The 15,562-nt window shown below is 57.4% G+C and carries 14 protein-coding genes; 5 read left to right on the plus strand and 9 right to left on the minus strand.

Features of this window, described 5'->3' with window-relative positions; genetic code table 11:
* Positions 1-58: 58 nt before the first annotated feature.
* On the minus strand, positions 59-1,516 hold the full coding sequence (gene rmuC / locus ADJ24_RS20915) for a DNA recombination protein RmuC (protein ID WP_023309613.1): 1,458 nt from the start codon (positions 1,514-1,516) through the stop codon (positions 59-61).
* A 139-nt stretch (positions 1,517-1,655) separates the two neighbouring features.
* Entirely contained in the window at positions 1,656-2,417 is a 762-nt protein-coding gene (gene udp, locus ADJ24_RS20920) for a uridine phosphorylase (protein ID WP_003860792.1), read from the minus strand.
* Positions 2,418-2,672: 255 nt separating this feature from the next.
* On the opposite strand from udp, the gene ADJ24_RS20925 reads away from it, so the two are divergent.
* Positions 2,673-3,479 carry a dienelactone hydrolase family protein gene (locus tag ADJ24_RS20925; protein WP_023309614.1) on the plus strand — a complete coding sequence of 269 codons (807 nt, stop codon included), beginning with the start codon at positions 2,673-2,675 and terminating at the stop codon, positions 3,477-3,479.
* An 84-nt stretch (positions 3,480-3,563) separates the two neighbouring features.
* Here the strand turns inward: ADJ24_RS20925 and metE are convergent, their stop codons facing one another.
* Positions 3,564-5,825, minus strand: coding sequence for a 5-methyltetrahydropteroyltriglutamate--homocysteine S-methyltransferase (metE, locus tag ADJ24_RS20930; protein ID WP_023309615.1), 2,262 nt, complete (start codon positions 5,823-5,825; stop codon positions 3,564-3,566).
* A gap of 237 nt (positions 5,826-6,062) precedes the next feature.
* Between metE and metR the strand changes: the two genes are divergently transcribed.
* Positions 6,063-7,016, plus strand: a complete 954-nt coding sequence (metR, locus tag ADJ24_RS23660) for an HTH-type transcriptional regulator MetR (RefSeq protein WP_023309616.1) — start codon at positions 6,063-6,065, stop codon at positions 7,014-7,016.
* Here metR and ADJ24_RS20945 read toward each other — a convergent pair.
* The 3 genes from ADJ24_RS20945 to pldB form a co-directional block, all read right to left on the minus strand.
* On the minus strand, positions 6,904-7,803 hold the full coding sequence (locus tag ADJ24_RS20945) for a carboxylate/amino acid/amine transporter (RefSeq protein WP_023309617.1): 900 nt from the start codon (positions 7,801-7,803) through the stop codon (positions 6,904-6,906). The genes metR and ADJ24_RS20945 overlap by 113 nt on opposite strands.
* Before the next feature lie 82 nt (positions 7,804-7,885).
* Positions 7,886-8,686, minus strand: a complete 801-nt coding sequence (gene yigL, locus ADJ24_RS20950) for a sugar/pyridoxal phosphate phosphatase YigL (RefSeq protein ID WP_023309618.1) — start codon at positions 8,684-8,686, stop codon at positions 7,886-7,888.
* 31 nt (positions 8,687-8,717) lie between these two features.
* Positions 8,718-9,710, minus strand: coding sequence for a lysophospholipase L2 (gene pldB, locus ADJ24_RS20955; protein WP_023309619.1), 993 nt, complete (start codon positions 9,708-9,710; stop codon positions 8,718-8,720).
* Positions 9,711-9,820: 110 nt separating this feature from the next.
* Here pldB and rhtB point away from each other — a divergent pair, with 110 nt between their 5' ends.
* Positions 9,821-10,441 carry a homoserine/homoserine lactone efflux protein gene (gene rhtB / locus ADJ24_RS20960; RefSeq protein WP_008501533.1) on the plus strand — a complete coding sequence of 207 codons (621 nt, stop codon included), beginning with the start codon at positions 9,821-9,823 and terminating at the stop codon, positions 10,439-10,441.
* Here rhtB and rhtC read toward each other — a convergent pair.
* The 3 genes from rhtC to pldA all read right to left on the minus strand — a co-directional run bounded on the left by rhtC (position 10,438) and on the right by pldA (position 13,909).
* Positions 10,438-11,058: a threonine export protein RhtC gene (gene rhtC / locus ADJ24_RS20965; protein WP_010426287.1), complete on the minus strand. Its 621-nt coding sequence runs from the start codon at positions 11,056-11,058 to the stop codon at positions 10,438-10,440. The two genes, rhtB and rhtC, sit on opposite strands and share 4 nt — an antisense overlap.
* Positions 11,059-11,119: 61 nt before the next feature.
* Positions 11,120-12,949: an ATP-dependent DNA helicase RecQ gene (recQ, locus tag ADJ24_RS20970; protein ID WP_029741834.1), complete on the minus strand. Its 1,830-nt coding sequence runs from the start codon at positions 12,947-12,949 to the stop codon at positions 11,120-11,122.
* Between the two features lie 90 nt (positions 12,950-13,039).
* Positions 13,040-13,909, minus strand: coding sequence for a phospholipase A (gene pldA, locus ADJ24_RS20975; RefSeq protein WP_023309621.1), 870 nt, complete (start codon positions 13,907-13,909; stop codon positions 13,040-13,042).
* A 163-nt stretch (positions 13,910-14,072) separates the two neighbouring features.
* Between pldA and yigI the strand changes: the two genes are divergently transcribed.
* Positions 14,073-14,540, plus strand: a complete 468-nt coding sequence (gene yigI, locus ADJ24_RS20980; RefSeq protein WP_008501538.1) for an acyl-CoA thioesterase YigI — start codon at positions 14,073-14,075, stop codon at positions 14,538-14,540.
* A gap of 51 nt (positions 14,541-14,591) precedes the next feature.
* Entirely contained in the window at positions 14,592-15,488 is an 897-nt protein-coding gene (rarD, locus tag ADJ24_RS20985; RefSeq protein WP_023309622.1) for an EamA family transporter RarD, read from the plus strand.
* Positions 15,489-15,562 lie beyond the last annotated feature (74 nt).

A 15,562-nucleotide genomic window follows, 5' to 3' on the forward strand; every position in this document is an offset into this window, starting at 1 on the left:
CTGCTTATCAGTAAAATGTTCGTGAAGTGTAACAGATTGGGCGCGTTTGCCCTACGTTTCAACCACCGCGAAAGAAACGCGCTGGAGTCTCGTCTGGTGATAAATCCGCCGCTAACGTATTGTCTTCACTGTTTGTATTTTGTTCGTCCGCACCTTCTCGCAGGCGAAACTCGTCGTCCTGGGCGGTGGCCTGTTCGACCAATTCCGGATTAATCTCGCGTTTAACCTCAACCCCCAGGCTACGGAATGATTCGGCCTGTGCCAGCAGATTGCCACGTCCGGAGGCGAGTTTTTTCATCGCCTGGCGGTAGTTATCCTGCGCACGATCCAGGCTCTGCCCGACTGAAGACATGTCGTCCACGAAGAGGCGCATTTTGTCGTAAAGCTTGCTGGCACGATCGGCAATCTGCTGAGCGTTGCGGCTCTGGTGCTCATAGCGCCACAGGTTCGCAATGGTGCGTAACGCCACCAGCAGCGTGGTGGGGCTGACCAGCATAATGTTATTTTTGAGCGCTTCGGTGATAAGCTCGGGCTGTCTGTCGAGTGCCAGCAGGAACGCGGGTTCTACCGGGATGAACATCAGGACATAGTCCAGCGAGCGCAGACCCGGCAGCTGCTGGTAGTCTTTTCTGCCAAGCAGGCGAATATGATTACGCACGGAGGCAATGTGCTCCTGCAGCGCAGACTCGCGCGTGTAATCATCGTCCGCATTAAAGTAGCGTTCATACGCCACCAGCGTCATTTTGGCGTCAATCACCACATCTTTACCCTGCGGCAGCCGCACGATCACATCCGGCTGCATTCGCGAGCGGGCATCGTTTTCAATACTCACCTGTGTTTCGTATTCATACCCCTCCCGCAGACCAGAGGCCTCCAGCACGCGGGTCAGCACCACTTCTCCCCAGTTGCCCTGGGTTTTGTTATCCCCTTTCAGCGCGCGGGTCAGGTTGACCGCTTCCTGCGCCATTTGCGCATTCAGCTGCTGGAGATTGCGAATCTCATGCGCCAGCGTGTGTCGCTCGCGGGCTTCCTGACCAAAGCTGTCCTGCACCTGACGGCGAAAACCGTCCAGCTGTTCGCGCAGCGGCGTCAGCAGGCTGTTGAGGCTCTGGCGGTTCTGTTCGTCAACGCGGCGGTTGCTGTGCTCAAAAATTCGGTTGGCGAGGTTCTCAAACTGTTCGCTGAGGCGCTGCTCGCTGTTGATCATCTGGCGGATTTTGTCTTCCGCATGCAGCTGGGTGGATTCAAGACGGGTAGTGACTTCGCGGAGATCGGCCTCCAGCGAGGTGTTGATATCTCGCAGGTTGCGCAGCTCGTTGTTGAGCAGCTCGCACTCCTCTCGCCAGTGTTCGCTCAGGGCAAGCTGCTGCTTTGCCGCACTTAATTCAGCGACTATCTCTTCGCGCTCTGCCAGCTGGTCGGCCTTCTGCTGTGCATGCTGATAGCTGGAAATGAGCCAGCCTATCGCCACGCCCGCCACCGCAATCACCGCGTAAATCAGGATCGAGATATCCACAATGCCCCCTGCATCAACGTATTACCCGCACAAAATAGAATTGTGCTGTATAAACGTCCAGTTTGAAAGGGTTTTCCTGCGAGGCGCTACGCAAAAAATAAAGGCCGAACGCGTCGGCCTTTGATTTCAGAAGAGAGGATTAGATCAGGCGACGCGCGGCTTCCACCACGATTTTCACCGCATGACTTTCGGTCTGCTTCATGGTTTCGGCGTTCGGGATCTCCTGCTGGGTGCGGTTGACGATAACGCCCGCCACCATACCGGCACGCAGACCCTGGCTTGCGCACATGGTCAGCAGCGTTGCGGATTCCATTTCGTAGTTCATCACGCCCATTGACTGCCACTCTTCCATTGAGCCTTTGAAACGGCTTACCACGCGGCCTGAGAAGGTGTCGTAACGTTCCTGACCCGGGTAGAAGGTGTCGGAAGAGGCGGTTACGCCCACGTGAGTGGTTGCGCCTACGGATTTTGCGGCTTCAACCAGCGCGGTGGTGCATTCGAAATCAGCCACTGCCGGGAATTCCATCGGTGCAAAGTGCAGGCTTGCGCCGTCCAGACGAACGGACGCGGTCGTGACCAGCACGTCACCCACGTTGATGTGCGGCTGGATAGCGCCGGTGGTGCCGATACGCAGGAAAGTACGGATGCCCAGCTGTGCCAGCTCTTCAACAGCAATAGACGTAGACGGACCACCGATACCGGTAGAGCACACGATCACCGCTTTGCCATCCAGCTCTGCGCGCCAGGTGGTGAACTCACGATGGGCAGCCAGCTTGACCGGCTTATCCATCAGCGCGGCGATCTTTTCCACACGCTCAGGATCGCCAGGGACGATAGCGAGCGTAGCCCCTTGTAAATCGTTTTTGGTGAGGCCGAGATGAAAAACATCAGACTTAGACATAGGTGACTCCTCTGTGGGTCGGTTAGTCAGAAGAAGTAAAACGGTACTTTACAGAAGCAGTAAGCATATTTTCGTGACATACCTCACCATGAATGAAAATGATTACATTGAATTTCCATAAAAAAGTGATTTACATCACATTAACAAGTTATATCGCCAGGTGCTGCACAAAAGATAGACCGTTTAAGGCACTGTGAGTTGTTAACCTGGTGTCTATATTTACCTTTGCGCTAACTCATTGGTACGGAGAATGCCATGACTGAAAAAACCGGTTTTGCACCTGCTGCGGCCCCACATGCTTCAACCATCGTGTCGACGCCAGAAGCGGCAATTACCGCGGGTGAGACCTCCATTCCCACGCAGGGAGAGAACATGCCTGCTTACCACGCACGGCCAAAATCGGCGGACGGCCCGCTGCCCATCGTGATCGTGGTACAGGAAATTTTCGGTGTTCACGAACACATTCGCGATCTCTGCCGCCGGCTGGCGCTGGAAGGGTATCTGGCCGTTGCGCCAGAGCTCTACTTCCGTCAGGGCGATCCGAACGACTACAGCGATATTCCAACATTGCTCAGCAACCTGGTCAGCAAAGTCCCGGACGCGCAGGTGCTGGCCGATCTCGACCACGTCGCCAGCTGGGCGGCGCGCAACGGCGGCGATCCGCATCGTCTTCTGGTCACCGGTTTCTGCTGGGGTGGACGCATTAGCTGGCTGTATGCCGCGCATAACCCGCAGCTCAAAGCCGCTGTCGCCTGGTACGGCAAACTGGTGGGTGAAAAAACGCTGAATTCACCGAAACATCCCGTCGATATCGCCACCGAGTTAAATGCCCCCGTGTTAGGGCTTTACGGCGGTCAGGACACCGGCATTTCGCTGGATTCGGTAGAGACCATGCGCCATGCGCTCCGCGCGGCAAATGCGAAGGCGGAGATTGTGGTGTACCCGGATGCCGGGCACGCGTTTAATGCCGATTATCGTCCGAGCTATCACGCAGAATCAGCCAAAGATGGCTGGCAGAGAATGCTGGCGTGGTTTAGCCAGTACGGCGGTAAGAAAGCGTAATAAAAAAGCCCGGTGGCGGCTATGCCTTACCGGGCCAACAGGTAGGCCGGGTAAGCGTTGTCGCCACCCGGCAATCCAGCACCGCTACGCCTGACGCAGGTTCTGCGCCGCCTTCACCATGTTCGCCAGCGCCGCGCGCGTCTCCGGCCAGCCGCGGGTTTTCAGTCCGCAGTCCGGGTTCACCCACAGGCGTTCTGACGGAATGCGCTGGGCCGCTTTTTTCAGCAGGGCTTCAATCCACTCCACGCTCGGCACGTTCGGGGAGTGAATGTCGTACACGCCCGGCCCGATTTCATTCGGGTAGTCGAACTCTTCAAACGACTCCAGCAGCTCCATGTCTGAACGCGAGGTCTCGATGGTGATCACGTCGGCGTCCAGCGCGGCAATCGAATCCATGATGTCGTTAAATTCGCAGTAACACATGTGGGTGTGGATCTGGGTGTCATCCTTCGCCACCGCAGCGTTGATGCGGAACGCCTCCACGCCCCACTGCAGGTAGGCATCCCAGTCGCTGCGGCGCAGCGGCAGGCCTTCGCGCAGAGCGGGCTCGTCAATCTGGATAATGCCAATGCCTGCCGCTTCCAGATCCGCCACTTCATCACGCAGCGCCAGGGCAATCTGTTTGGCGATGGTTTCACGGGTCACGTCTTCACGCGGGAACGACCAGCAGAGAATGGTCACCGGACCGGTCAGCATCCCTTTTACCGGCTTGTCGGTCAGGGACTGGGCATACTTCGCCCACTCCACGGTGATCGCTTCCGGGCGGCTGACGTCACCGATAACCACCGGCGGCTTGACGCAGCGGGAGCCGTAGCTCTGCACCCAGCCGTTCTGGGTAAAGACGAAGCCGTCCAGGTGCTCGCCGAAGTATTCCACCATGTCGTTACGCTCGGCCTCGCCGTGCACCAGCACGTCCAGCCCCAGGCGCTCCTGCTCGATAATCGCCTGCTTGATGTGTTCCGCGATGCCGGTGCGGTAGTGATTCGCATCCAGATTGCCCTTTTTAAAGTCCAGGCGCAGGCCGCGGATCTCCGTAGTTTGCGGGAAAGAACCGATCGTCGTTGTTGGCCACGCGGGCAGATTGAAGCGGGCGCGCTGCGCTTCAGCGCGCACCTCGTACGGGCTCTGACGCTGGCTGTCCCGGGCGGTGATGGCCGCCAGGCGTTTTTCCACCGCCGGGTTGTGCACGCGTGCCGAGTGACGACGCGCCTGGATCGGGGCGCTCCATTCGGTAATTGCCGCCGTGTCGCCGCTGTTCAGCGCGTCGCGCAGCAGGGTCAGCTCTTCACATTTTTGCAGCGCGAAGGCAAACCAGCTTTTTACTTCAGGGTCGAGACGGGTTTCCACGCTCAGATCGATCGGACTGTGCAGCAGGGAACAAGATGAGGCCACCCACAGCTCACGTTTGTCGACGATGTCTTTGATTTGTGCGTATTTCTCGGTGAGATCGGCGCGCCAGACGTTACGGCCATTGATCAGCCCGGCAGAGAGCAGCCAGTCCGCTGGCAGGCGCTTGTGCAGTTCCGCGACATCGTCTTTACCGTGTACGAGATCAACGTGCAGGCCTTGAACCGGCAGCGCGGTAATGGTCTTCAGGTTCGGCGTCACGCCTTCAAAATAGGTCGTCAGCAGGAGTTTTACCTGACCGGTGAGCGCGTCATACGCCGGTTTGAAGGCATCGAGCCAATCCTGCGGCAGCTCAAGCACCAGCGCCGGTTCGTCGATTTGCACCCACTGAATGCCGCGTTTGCCCAGCTCACTCAGCACCTGTTTGTAGACCGGCAGAATATCCTTCAGCAGGCTGAGTCGGTCAAACGGCTCGCCCTTTACTTTGCCCAGCCACAGGTACGTTACCGGCCCGAGCAGCACCGGCTTCACCTGGTGGCCCAGCGCCAGCGCTTCATCCACTTCGTCCAGAAGCTCCGTCCAGGCCAGCCTGAACTGCTGGCCTTTGACGAATTCCGGCACCATATAGTGATAGTTGGTGTTAAACCACTTGGTCATTTCCGCCGCTGCCGCTGGCTCCCCCGTTGGCGCGCGGCCACGGCCGATGCGGAACAGAGTATCGATATCTACCGATCCATCTTTGTTCTGATGACGAGCCGGCACGTTGCCAAGCATCAGGCTGGTCGTCAGAACATGGTCGTACCAGGCGAAATCGCCCACCGGCAGCAGGTCAATGCCCGCCTGTTTTTGCTGATCCCAGTGGCGGGCGCGCAGCTCGCGTCCTACCGCCAGCAGCTCTTCGCGGGTGGTATTACCCGCCCAGTAGCTTTCTTGCGCTTTTTTCAGCTCGCGACGCAGGCCGACGCGAGGGAAACCGAGAGTGTGATTGCGGATTGTCATGTTTTTCTTCCTCTAATTAATTGTAAATCCTTTGGATTTTGAATTTAGGGAAGGCGGCAAGTTTGCTCATCCCCGGGAGCTTACATGAGTAAGTGACCGGGGTGAGTAAACGCAGCCAACGCACCATAAATTTAAAAGACGAAGGATTTTAGCCGTCCAGATGTTTACACATCCATAATTGGCAGTTACTGTATATTCCTCAAGCGCAAAATGTTCATGGCGAAGTGAAGGACTTTCATGATCGAGATTAAACACCTGAAAACGCTACAAGCGTTGCGGAACTGCGGTTCGCTCGCGGCGGCTGCGGCCACGCTGCACCAGACCCAGTCTGCCCTTTCTCACCAGTTCAGCGATCTGGAACAACGCCTCGGCTTCCGTCTTTTTGTGCGTAAGAGCCAGCCGCTACGCTTTACGCCGCAGGGTGAAATTCTCCTTCAGCTGGCGAATCAGGTCCTGCCGCAAATCGCGAGCGCGCTGCAGGCGTGTAACGAACCGCAGCAGACCAAACTGCGCATCGCCATTGAGTGCCACAGCTGTATTCAGTGGCTGACCCCCGCGCTTGAGAACTTCCGCCAGAAATGGCCGCAGGTGGAGATGGACTTTAAATCCGGCGTGACGTTCGACCCGCAGCCCTCGCTGCAGCAGGGCGAGCTGGATCTGGTCATGACCTCTGACATCCTGCCGCGCAGCGGCCTGCACTATTCGCCGATGTTTGATTATGAAGTGCGCCTGGTGCTGGCGCCGGACCACCCGCTGGCCGCCAAAACGCGCATCACGCCGGAAGACCTGGCGACAGAAACGCTGCTGATTTACCCGGTCCAGCGCAGTCGTCTGGATATCTGGCGCCACTTCCTGCAGCCGGCAGGCATCAGTCCGCAGCTGAAAAGCGTGGATAACACCCTGCTGCTGATTCAGATGGTGGCGGCCAGAATGGGTATCGCGGCGCTGCCGCACTGGGTGGTGGAGAGTTTTGAACGCCAGGGTCTGGTGCAGACCAAAACCCTGGGTGAAGGACTGTGGAGCCGACTGTACGCCGCCGTGCGCGATGGCGAGCAGCGTCAGCCGATTACGGAGGCGTTTATTCGCTCAGCGCGGAACCACGCGTGCGACCATCTTCCGTTTGTGCGGAGCGCGGAGCGACCCATCGGCGATGGACCCACAGCGAAGCCAGGATCACCGCTCCCCCAATAATAAAGCTCGGCCAGTGCGGCTGTTGCTGCCAGATGGCGAGGTTGACCAGCAGCCCTGCCGGGACATGCACGTTGTTCATGATCCCCAGCGTACCGGCGTCTACCTGCGTAGCGCCGTAGTTCCACATGAAGTATCCCAACCCTGACGCCACTACGCCCAGCCAGACCAGAACGCCCCACTGCACGGCGGTGGTCGGCAGCTTTTGCGGATTACCGAGCATAAACCACGCCGCCACCGCGACAATCGCGGCGCCGATATAAAACCATGCGAACGCGTTATGCTGCGGCATCGGGCGGGTTTCCATCAGGCGTTTGTAGCCCACCATGCCGATAGCGAAACTGATGTTGGCGAGCTGGACGAACATCAGCCCGGTCCAGAAGTGATCGCTCACTTTGTCGTAGCGAATAATCGCCGCGCCGATCACCGCCAGCGCCGCGCTCAGCAGGTATCCCCAGCGCAGACGGCGTCTGCTGAGCAGGTCGTAAATCAGCGTGATATAGAGCGGCGTCAGCACGGTAAAGAGCAGGAATTCGGAGACGGACAGGTAGACGTAGGCCCGGAAGCTGAACAGATACATGATGCCGAGCTGCATCGCTCCCACCAGCATATACAGCACTATCGTTTTCAGCGATTGTCCGCGCGTGCGCAGAAACGGCAGGAACACCAGCGCCGCCAGCCCCACGCGCATCAGCACCGAGAAGTAGCTGTCGACCGAACCGGCAAGGTATTCGCCAATCAGGCTAAAGGAGAAGGCCCACAGGATAGTGGTGATAATGAGTAGCGCCACAATGCTTGTCTCTCAGAAAGAAGGACAGGCATTGTAGCGAACTCTTTAGTTGACAACTGAGCAATAAACAACCGAATGAAGATTATTCAAGGAACAGTTTACGCAGATACTTCGGTACCGCGTTGTCAGCGTTAGAACCAATCACTTCCAGCTCAGGGTGCAGATCCTTCAGACGCTGGTGCGCGTTCTGCATGATGCAGCCCTTGCCCGCCATCGAAAGCATCTCGGCGTCGTTCATGCCGTCACCGAAGGCGATACAGTCTTTCAGCCCGAAGCCCAGGCGTTTCGCAACCGCTTCCAGCGCGTGACCTTTGGAGACGCCACCCGCCATTACTTCCAGACAGGTCAGGGTTGAGAAGCTCACGTTGACGCGATCGCCCCAGCGGGCGTTGATCGCCTGTTCCAGCGGGAGCAGCTCTTCGTGGCTGTCACAGGTGAAGAACACCTTGCTGATCCCTTCCGGCTCCAGCAGGCCCGGTTCGTAAAGGGAGTAGTTGAATACCGCTTCCTTGAAGAAACGCATTTCATCCGGGCGGTGGCGGTTCATAAACCAGTCGTCGTCGCGGTAAACGTTAGTAACGATAGCCGGGTTGTCATGCACCACGCCGAACAGATCGGCGGCAATATCGCGATCCAGATTGTGGGTAAAGATCAGGTTGCCGTCGGTATCATGCACGCGCGCACCGTTGGAGGTGATCATGTACGATTTGATCTCAAGATTATCGCGGATCTGCCCCACGTCCACGTGGTGGCGGCCGGTGGCGAACACAAAGTTCACGCCACGGGCAGTCAGGAGTTTTAAGGTCTCTTTCGCGTAAGGCGACAGGGTGTGGTCGGGGGAAAGCAGCGTGCCATCTAAATCAGATGCAACAACCTGGTACATAGGGATTTCAACCTCTGGTGGAAAACAAGAATCAATTATGCCTGTTGAAAAATTCAACAATGGCGTTAAGCGCGACTGAGCGCATAGCGTCCTTTTCAAAAAGGATCTCATGGAACGCGCCGTTAATGACCAGCGGTTTACCCCCTTCACAAGGGTGACCGGCTGCAGCGCGCAGTTCACAATAGCGGTCATGCATGCGGTTATCCACCACACGCTCTTCTTCCGCCTGGATCAGAAGCGTCGGCGTGTCATCATCGCCTATGCCCGCCAGCACCTGCTCACCGGCCAGAATCCCCTCCCGCACCCAGTGCCAGGTCGGGCCGCCGACGCGCAAGCGCGGTTCATCGGCATAAAAGCGCAGGTTGCGGCGATAACGCTGCCGGCTATGGGTTAAGACGTTGATGGCGAACGGCAGCGCGCGCCAGCGTCCTGTGCCAATGGCGTAACCTTCACGAATGCGCTGATGGCCCTCAGCCCAGTCAAGAAGATGGCGCACCATCCAGTCAGGAAAACGGATCACGATACCGTACATCGGCGCGGTGAGCGCAATGGCGTCGCACTCGTGCGCATAACGCTGCAAAAACAGCGTCGAAATGGCGCCGCCCATGGAGTGCGCAAGAATATACCGCTTGCGCCAGGGGCCGGGCTGAACGTCCTGCTGCCAGAACGCGGCAAAATCGTCGACGTAATCGCTGAAGCGATCGACGTGCCCACGGTGCGTGTCCGGCAGCATACGTCCGGACAGCCCCTGTCCACGATGGTCGATGATCAGGACATCGAACCCCATATGGACCAGGTCATAGGCCAGCTCGGCGTATTTAACGTAGCTTTCAATACGCCCGGGGCAGACCACAATCACCCGGTCATTTTTTTCATTTCGGAAACGAACGAAACGCACCGGGATGCCCCCGACGCCCGTAAACTCATCTTCCTCACGCTGCCGCCAGAAATCGGTCAGCGGCCCCATAGAGAAAGCAGCAAAAGCGTTTTCTCGTGTTTCCCAGTCCTTTTTCTGCTGAAACATTGGGTTTCCACTCACGTAATCCAGGGAATATCGTTTTTTTCGTCACCGGTCACAAAATGACTCAATAATAGCGTATTGTGGCATAAAAATAGACGGTTCGGGAGTTTCAAATGACCTTCGAATGGTGGTTCGCCTACCTGCTGACATCCATTATCCTCAGCCTTTCTCCGGGCTCGGGGGCTATTAACACCATGACCACCTCCATCAATCACGGCTATCGCGGTGCGGCGGCGTCGATTGCCGGTTTGCAGACTGGGCTGGGCATTCATATTGTGCTGGTCGGGATCGGTCTGGGGACCCTGTTCTCCCGCTCCGTGCTGGCCTTTGAGGTGCTGAAATGGGCCGGGGCAGCGTATCTGATTTGGCTCGGCATCCAGCAGTGGCGCGCGGCAGGCTCCATCAACCTGAATACGCTGGCTCAGACGCAAAACCGCGGCCATCTGTTTAAGCGCGCGGTGTTCGTCAACCTGACCAACCCGAAGAGCATCGTTTTCCTCGCCGCGCTGTTCCCGCAGTTTATCGTTCCGCATCAGCCCCAGGTGATGCAGTACGTGGTGCTGGGCGCGACCACTATTATCGTCGATATCATCGTGATGATTGGTTACGCGACGCTGGCGCAGCGAATTGCGGCGTGGATTAAAGGGCCTAAGCAGATGAAGGCCCTGAATAAAGTCTTTGGCTCGCTGTTTATGCTGGTTGGCGCGCTGCTTGCGTCAGCGCGTCACGCTTAGCGAGAAATGATGAGATGAATGCCGAAGCCGGCGAACAGCGCGCCGGCGAAGCCGTCAATCCACTTCGCGATACGCTGATAGCCGCGGCGCATCGCCGGTAAGGCAAACAGGCTGGCCACGATAGTAAACCAGGCAAAGGTTTCAACGACGATCAGCAGGAAAATTCCCCAGCGTGCGCCCGCGCCGACGCTATCGCCGACAAACAGCGAGAACACCGAGCCGAAATAGATAATGGCTTTCGGGTTCGCCAGATTGGTCAGCAGCCCTTTTACAAAGCTGCGGCCGCCCGTAGCCAGCTCCACCTTTGGCTCTTCCGGTTTTTTCTCTTCTTTCTTCAGCGCCCCGCGCAGCATCTGGTAGCCCATCCAGCACAGATACAGACCGCCGCCGACCATAATGATGTTATGCAGCCAGGCCATCTTCGCCAGGATAAGGTTCAGACCGAGCAGCGCGACCGCCGCCCAGACCATAACGCCCATGGTGATACCGAGCACGCCCATCATCGCCTCTTTGCGGGAGCGGCTGACGGCCGTTTGTGATACGAAGAAAAAGTCCGGACCGGGGCTCATCAGCGCAACGATGTGCACTAACGCCACGGTGAGAAATAGCATTAACATAATTAGCTCGCGGGGAAATAATTTAGTGAGTCATCATCCTGGCACTTTTTCGCCCGGCTGACTACTCCTCATCATCACCGTCGGCGTGAGAGCGGATGAGCGCCATAAACTCTTTACCGAAGCGCTCCAGCTTGCGTGTTCCCACGCCGTTGACGCTCAGCATCTCGCTGGCGCTGAGCGGCATCTGTTCGGCCATCTCGATCAGCGTCGCGTCGTTGAACACCACGTAAGGCGGAATATTTTCTTCGTCGGCGATGGCTTTACGCAGCTTGCGCAGTTTGGCGAACAGCTTGCGGTCGTAGTTGCCGCCGTAGGATTTCTGCATCACGCGTGGCTTCAGGGCGATGACGCGCGGCACGGCGAGCTTGAGCTCAACGTCACCGCGTAGGACCGGGCGCGCCGCCTCGGTCAGCTGCAGGGCGGAGTGCTGGGCAATGTTCTGCGTGGCGAAGCCAAGGTGGATCAGCTGGCGAATAATACTCACCCAGTGTTCGTGGCTCTGCTCCTTGCCAATGCCGTAGACCGGCAGCTTGTCGTGGCCCATATCGCGGATACGCTGGTTATTGGCGCCGCGCAGCACCTCCACCACGTAGCCCATCCCGAAGCGTTGATTCACACGGTAAATGGTCGAGAGCGCCTTACGCGCGTCCATCAAACCATCGTACTGTTTCGGCGGATCCAGGCAGATATCGCAGTTGCCGCACGGCTCCTGGCGCCCTTCACCAAAGTAGTTGAGCAGCACCAGACGACGGCAGGTTTGCGCTTCGGCAAACGCGCCCATCGCGTTGAGCTTGTGGCGCTCGATATCCTGCAGCTGTCCTTGCGGCTTCTCTTCCAGACAGCGGCGCAGCCACGCCATATCGGCCGGATCGTAAAACAGCATCGCTTCCGCAGGCAGACCGTCACGCCCGGCGCGGCCGGTTTCCTGATAGTAGGATTCGATATTGCGCGGGATGTCGAAATGCACCACAAAGCGCACGTTCGGCTTGTTGATGCCCATTCCGAACGCCACGGTCGCGACGACGATCTGCAGGTCGTCACGCTGGAATTTCTCCTGCACGTCGGCGCGGATGTGATTCTCTAACCCGGCGTGATAGGCGGCGGCGCTAAAGCCGCGGTTTTGCAGACGCGCGGCGGTGTCTTCCACCTTCGCACGGCTGTTGCAGTAGATGATGCCGGACTTGCCGCGCTGCTCCTGGACGTAGCGCAGGAGCTGATCCAGCGGCTTGAACTTTTCCATCAGCATATAGCGGATGTTTGGGCGGTCGAAGCTGCTGACCTGAATATAGGGGTCGTTCAGCCCGAGCAGGCGAACGATATCCAGCCGCGTGGTGTCATCTGCCGTGGCGGTAAGCGCCATAAACGGCAGCTCGGGGAAGCGCTGACGCAGCTGGCCGAGGGCGGCGTATTCCGGGCGGAAATCGTGTCCCCACTGGGAAATACAGTGCGCTTCATCCACCGCCAGCAGCACCGGGTTCCAGTGCGCGAGATGATCGAGGAAGTTATCCAGCATCAGGCGTTCCGGGGCGATATACAGCAGGCGGATCTGTCCGGTGCGACAACCGGCCATCACCTCTTGCTGCTGCTCCCGGGTTTGCGTGGAGTTAAGACAGGCTGCCGCCACGCCGTTGGCGAGCAGCTGGTCAACCTGGTCTTTCATAAGAGAAATGAGAGGGGATACCACGACCGTCAGGCCGTTAAGCACCAGCGCGGGCACCTGATAACAGAGGGACTTGCCGCCACCGGTCGGCATTACCACCAGGCAATCACGACCTTCCAGCACCGTTTCAATGATGGTTTCCTGGCCAGGGCGGAACTGCTGGTAGCCAAAGGTTTCATGCAAAACCTGTTTAGCCAGCGACTCCTGATTCAATACTTCCGCCTGCGCCACGTTAACCCCATATGCCAGAAATGAAACAGGCGCTATTTTCAGCGCCTGAGAGAGAAACTTCAACGTTTAACGCAAAAACATTCGAACAGCCTAGAGAATATCGTTCAGCATCACGCCCACGCCGACGCGGGTCTGGTTGAAGTTGTAATCGATAAGCGACTCGCCGTAACCGCTGTACACCTGAGTATAGATGCGGACATGCTTCGTCATTGGATAGCTTAAGCCCACTTCCGCACCGCCGTAGCCGGTGTTCCAGTTGTACTGGCCTTTAGCGCTGAGCACGGCATCACCCAACTGATAGCCGACTTTAAGCTGGTAGTAGCCCATATATTTGGTGATTTCCGGGTTGTCATCCGTGCTGCCGACCACATACCACGGCTTCACTTCCACCATCCAGTTACCGTTCTGCGCCATCAGGCGCGTATAGGCACGGTTCCAGCTACGGGATGTCGGGTCAGAGCGACCGTTGGAATCGTGGTTAAAGCCCACTTCGACGTCACGCAGCGTCCAGCCCGCAAACTCATAATCCGTTGCAAAACCGAGGAACAGCTGCGGCTCATAGTTGGTTTCACGGAACGGTGAGGACTCTCCGCTGTTAGAGAGCTGCCACCAGGATTTCTGGGTGTAAGACGCCCCGAGCACCGAGTTTGGCCCCAGAATACCGCGCCAGAACGGGAACGCGAGGCTGAGCTGGAACTTCACCTCATCTTTACGCGCATTATCAGACCAGTTATAGGAGCTTATCGCCTCTTTGTTGAGATCGCTGGTCTGGGTATAAATCACATAGTTGGTGTCATACGGATAGAGCGTGAACGGATTGTCATGCTCCTGAAGAAGGTTCGCGATAATGCTACCGTGAACGGCAGGTTTATCATGCACCTCTTTAATCGTCGCTTCCTGCGCATATGCTGTGAGGGGCAGCGCAACCGCCGCCAGTAACCAGGCCAGATACGTCCGCATCGGTGGTGTTCTCCTGCAAAAGAGTAAAATTAGCTGAATAGTTATGTGGCGAACATTCTACAGACTTCTGCGACAACTGCTGCATCCTCGTTTCTGAAAGTGGAATTCCTTGTTGCCGAGGCATAAAATCAACATTTCGTTAACAATAAGGATGTGATGCCTCATGTCAGCCATGCTTACCGCCGAAGAAGTGTTAAAACTCGTGGGCGAGATTTTTGTTTACCATATGCCGTTTAACCGCGCGCTGGGACTGGAGCTGGAACGTTACGAGAAAGACTTTGCCCAGCTGAGCTTCAACAACCAGCCGATGATGGTAGGTAACTGGGCGCAAAGCATTTTGCACGGCGGCGTGATTGCCTCCGCGCTGGACGTGGCGGCAGGTCTGGTCTGCGTGGGCAGCACGCTGACCCGCCATGACACCATCAACGAAGACGAACTCCGCCAGCGTCTGGCGCGCATGGGCACCATTGATTTGCGCGTCGACTATCTTCGCCCGGGGCGCGGAAATCGCTTTACCTGTACCAGCAGCCTGCTGCGCGCGGGAAATAAAGTTGCCGTGGCGCGCGTTGAATTACACAACGAAGAACAGGTGTATATCGCCAGCGCAACCGCCACTTATATGGTGGGTTGAGGCGGCAAAATCGGGTAAAATTAATTCACTTTTTTGTAACGGATTTTCCCGATGGATGCTAAACAGACGCGGCAGGGCGTTTTACTCGCCCTTGCCGCTTATTTTATTTGGGGTATCGCCCCGGCGTATTTCAAGCTTATCGCCTACGTTCCGGCCGATGAGATCCTGACTCACCGCGTTATCTGGTCATTCTTCTTTATGATTGCGCTGATGAGCCTCAGCCGTCAGTGGTCGGGCGTAAAAACGCTGCTGCAAACCCCGAAAAAGATTTTCCTGCTGGCGCTCTCAGCGGTGCTGATTGGCGGCAACTGGCTGCTGTTTATCTGGGCGGTGAATAATCATCACATGCTCGAAGCGAGCCTGGGGTACTTCATTAACCCGCTGGTGAATATCGTGCTGGGGATGATTTTCCTCGGTGAGCGCTTCCGCCGGATGCAGTGGGTGGCGGTGATTCTGGCCTTCTGCGGCGTACTGGTGCAGCTCTGGACCTTCGGCTCGCTGCCGATTATTGCCCTCGGCCTGGCGTTCAGCTTTGCGTTCTACGGCCTGGTGCGTAAGAAGATTGCGGTGGAAGCGCAGACGGGAATGCTGTTTGAAACCCTGTGGCTGCTGCCCGTGGCGGCGATTTATCTCTTCGGCATCGCCGACAGCGCCACCAGCCATATGGGCAGCAACCCGTGGTCGCTGAACCTGATGCTGATGGCGGCGGGCGTGGTGACCACCATTCCACTGCTGTGCTTCACCGGTGCCGCGACGCGTCTGCGTCTCTCCACGCTGGGCTTCTTCCAGTACATTGGCCCGACGCTGATGTTCCTGCTGGCGGTGGTGTTTTACGGCGAGGTGCCGGGGGCGGATAAGATGGTAACGTTCGCCTTTATCTGGGTGGCGCTGGCGATTTTCGTTGCCGATGCGATTTATACCCAGCGCAGGGTGCGCAAAGGGCTGTGATGTTACCCTAACCCTAACCCTCTCCCACAGGGAGAGGGAATTCGATCGTAAGGCGGGTAAGCGCAGCGCCACCC

The sequence above is a fragment of the Enterobacter sp. 940_PEND genome (genome assembly GCF_001059415.1).
Classification (GTDB): Bacteria; Pseudomonadota; Gammaproteobacteria; order Enterobacterales; family Enterobacteriaceae; genus Enterobacter; species Enterobacter cloacae_M.

Coding starts and splice junctions, on each gene's coding strand:
- rarD (WP_023309622.1), top strand. CDS start 14,592: ATGGATGCTAAACAGACGCGGCAGGGCGTTTTACTCGCCCTTGCCGCT.
- metE (WP_023309615.1), bottom strand. CDS start 5,825: ATGACAATCCGCAATCACACTCTCGGTTTCCCTCGCGTCGGCCTGCGT.
- yigL (WP_023309618.1), bottom strand. CDS start 8,686: ATGTACCAGGTTGTTGCATCTGATTTAGATGGCACGCTGCTTTCCCCC.
- metR (WP_023309616.1), top strand. CDS start 6,063: ATGATCGAGATTAAACACCTGAAAACGCTACAAGCGTTGCGGAACTGC.
- udp (WP_003860792.1), bottom strand. CDS start 2,417: ATGTCTAAGTCTGATGTTTTTCATCTCGGCCTCACCAAAAACGATTTA.
- pldA (WP_023309621.1), bottom strand. CDS start 13,909: ATGCGGACGTATCTGGCCTGGTTACTGGCGGCGGTTGCGCTGCCCCTC.
- rhtB (WP_008501533.1), top strand. CDS start 9,821: ATGACCTTCGAATGGTGGTTCGCCTACCTGCTGACATCCATTATCCTC.
- pldB (WP_023309619.1), bottom strand. CDS start 9,710: ATGTTTCAGCAGAAAAAGGACTGGGAAACACGAGAAAACGCTTTTGCT.
- ADJ24_RS20925 (WP_023309614.1), top strand. CDS start 2,673: ATGACTGAAAAAACCGGTTTTGCACCTGCTGCGGCCCCACATGCTTCA.
- yigI (WP_008501538.1), top strand. CDS start 14,073: ATGTCAGCCATGCTTACCGCCGAAGAAGTGTTAAAACTCGTGGGCGAG.
- rhtC (WP_010426287.1), bottom strand. CDS start 11,058: ATGTTAATGCTATTTCTCACCGTGGCGTTAGTGCACATCGTTGCGCTG.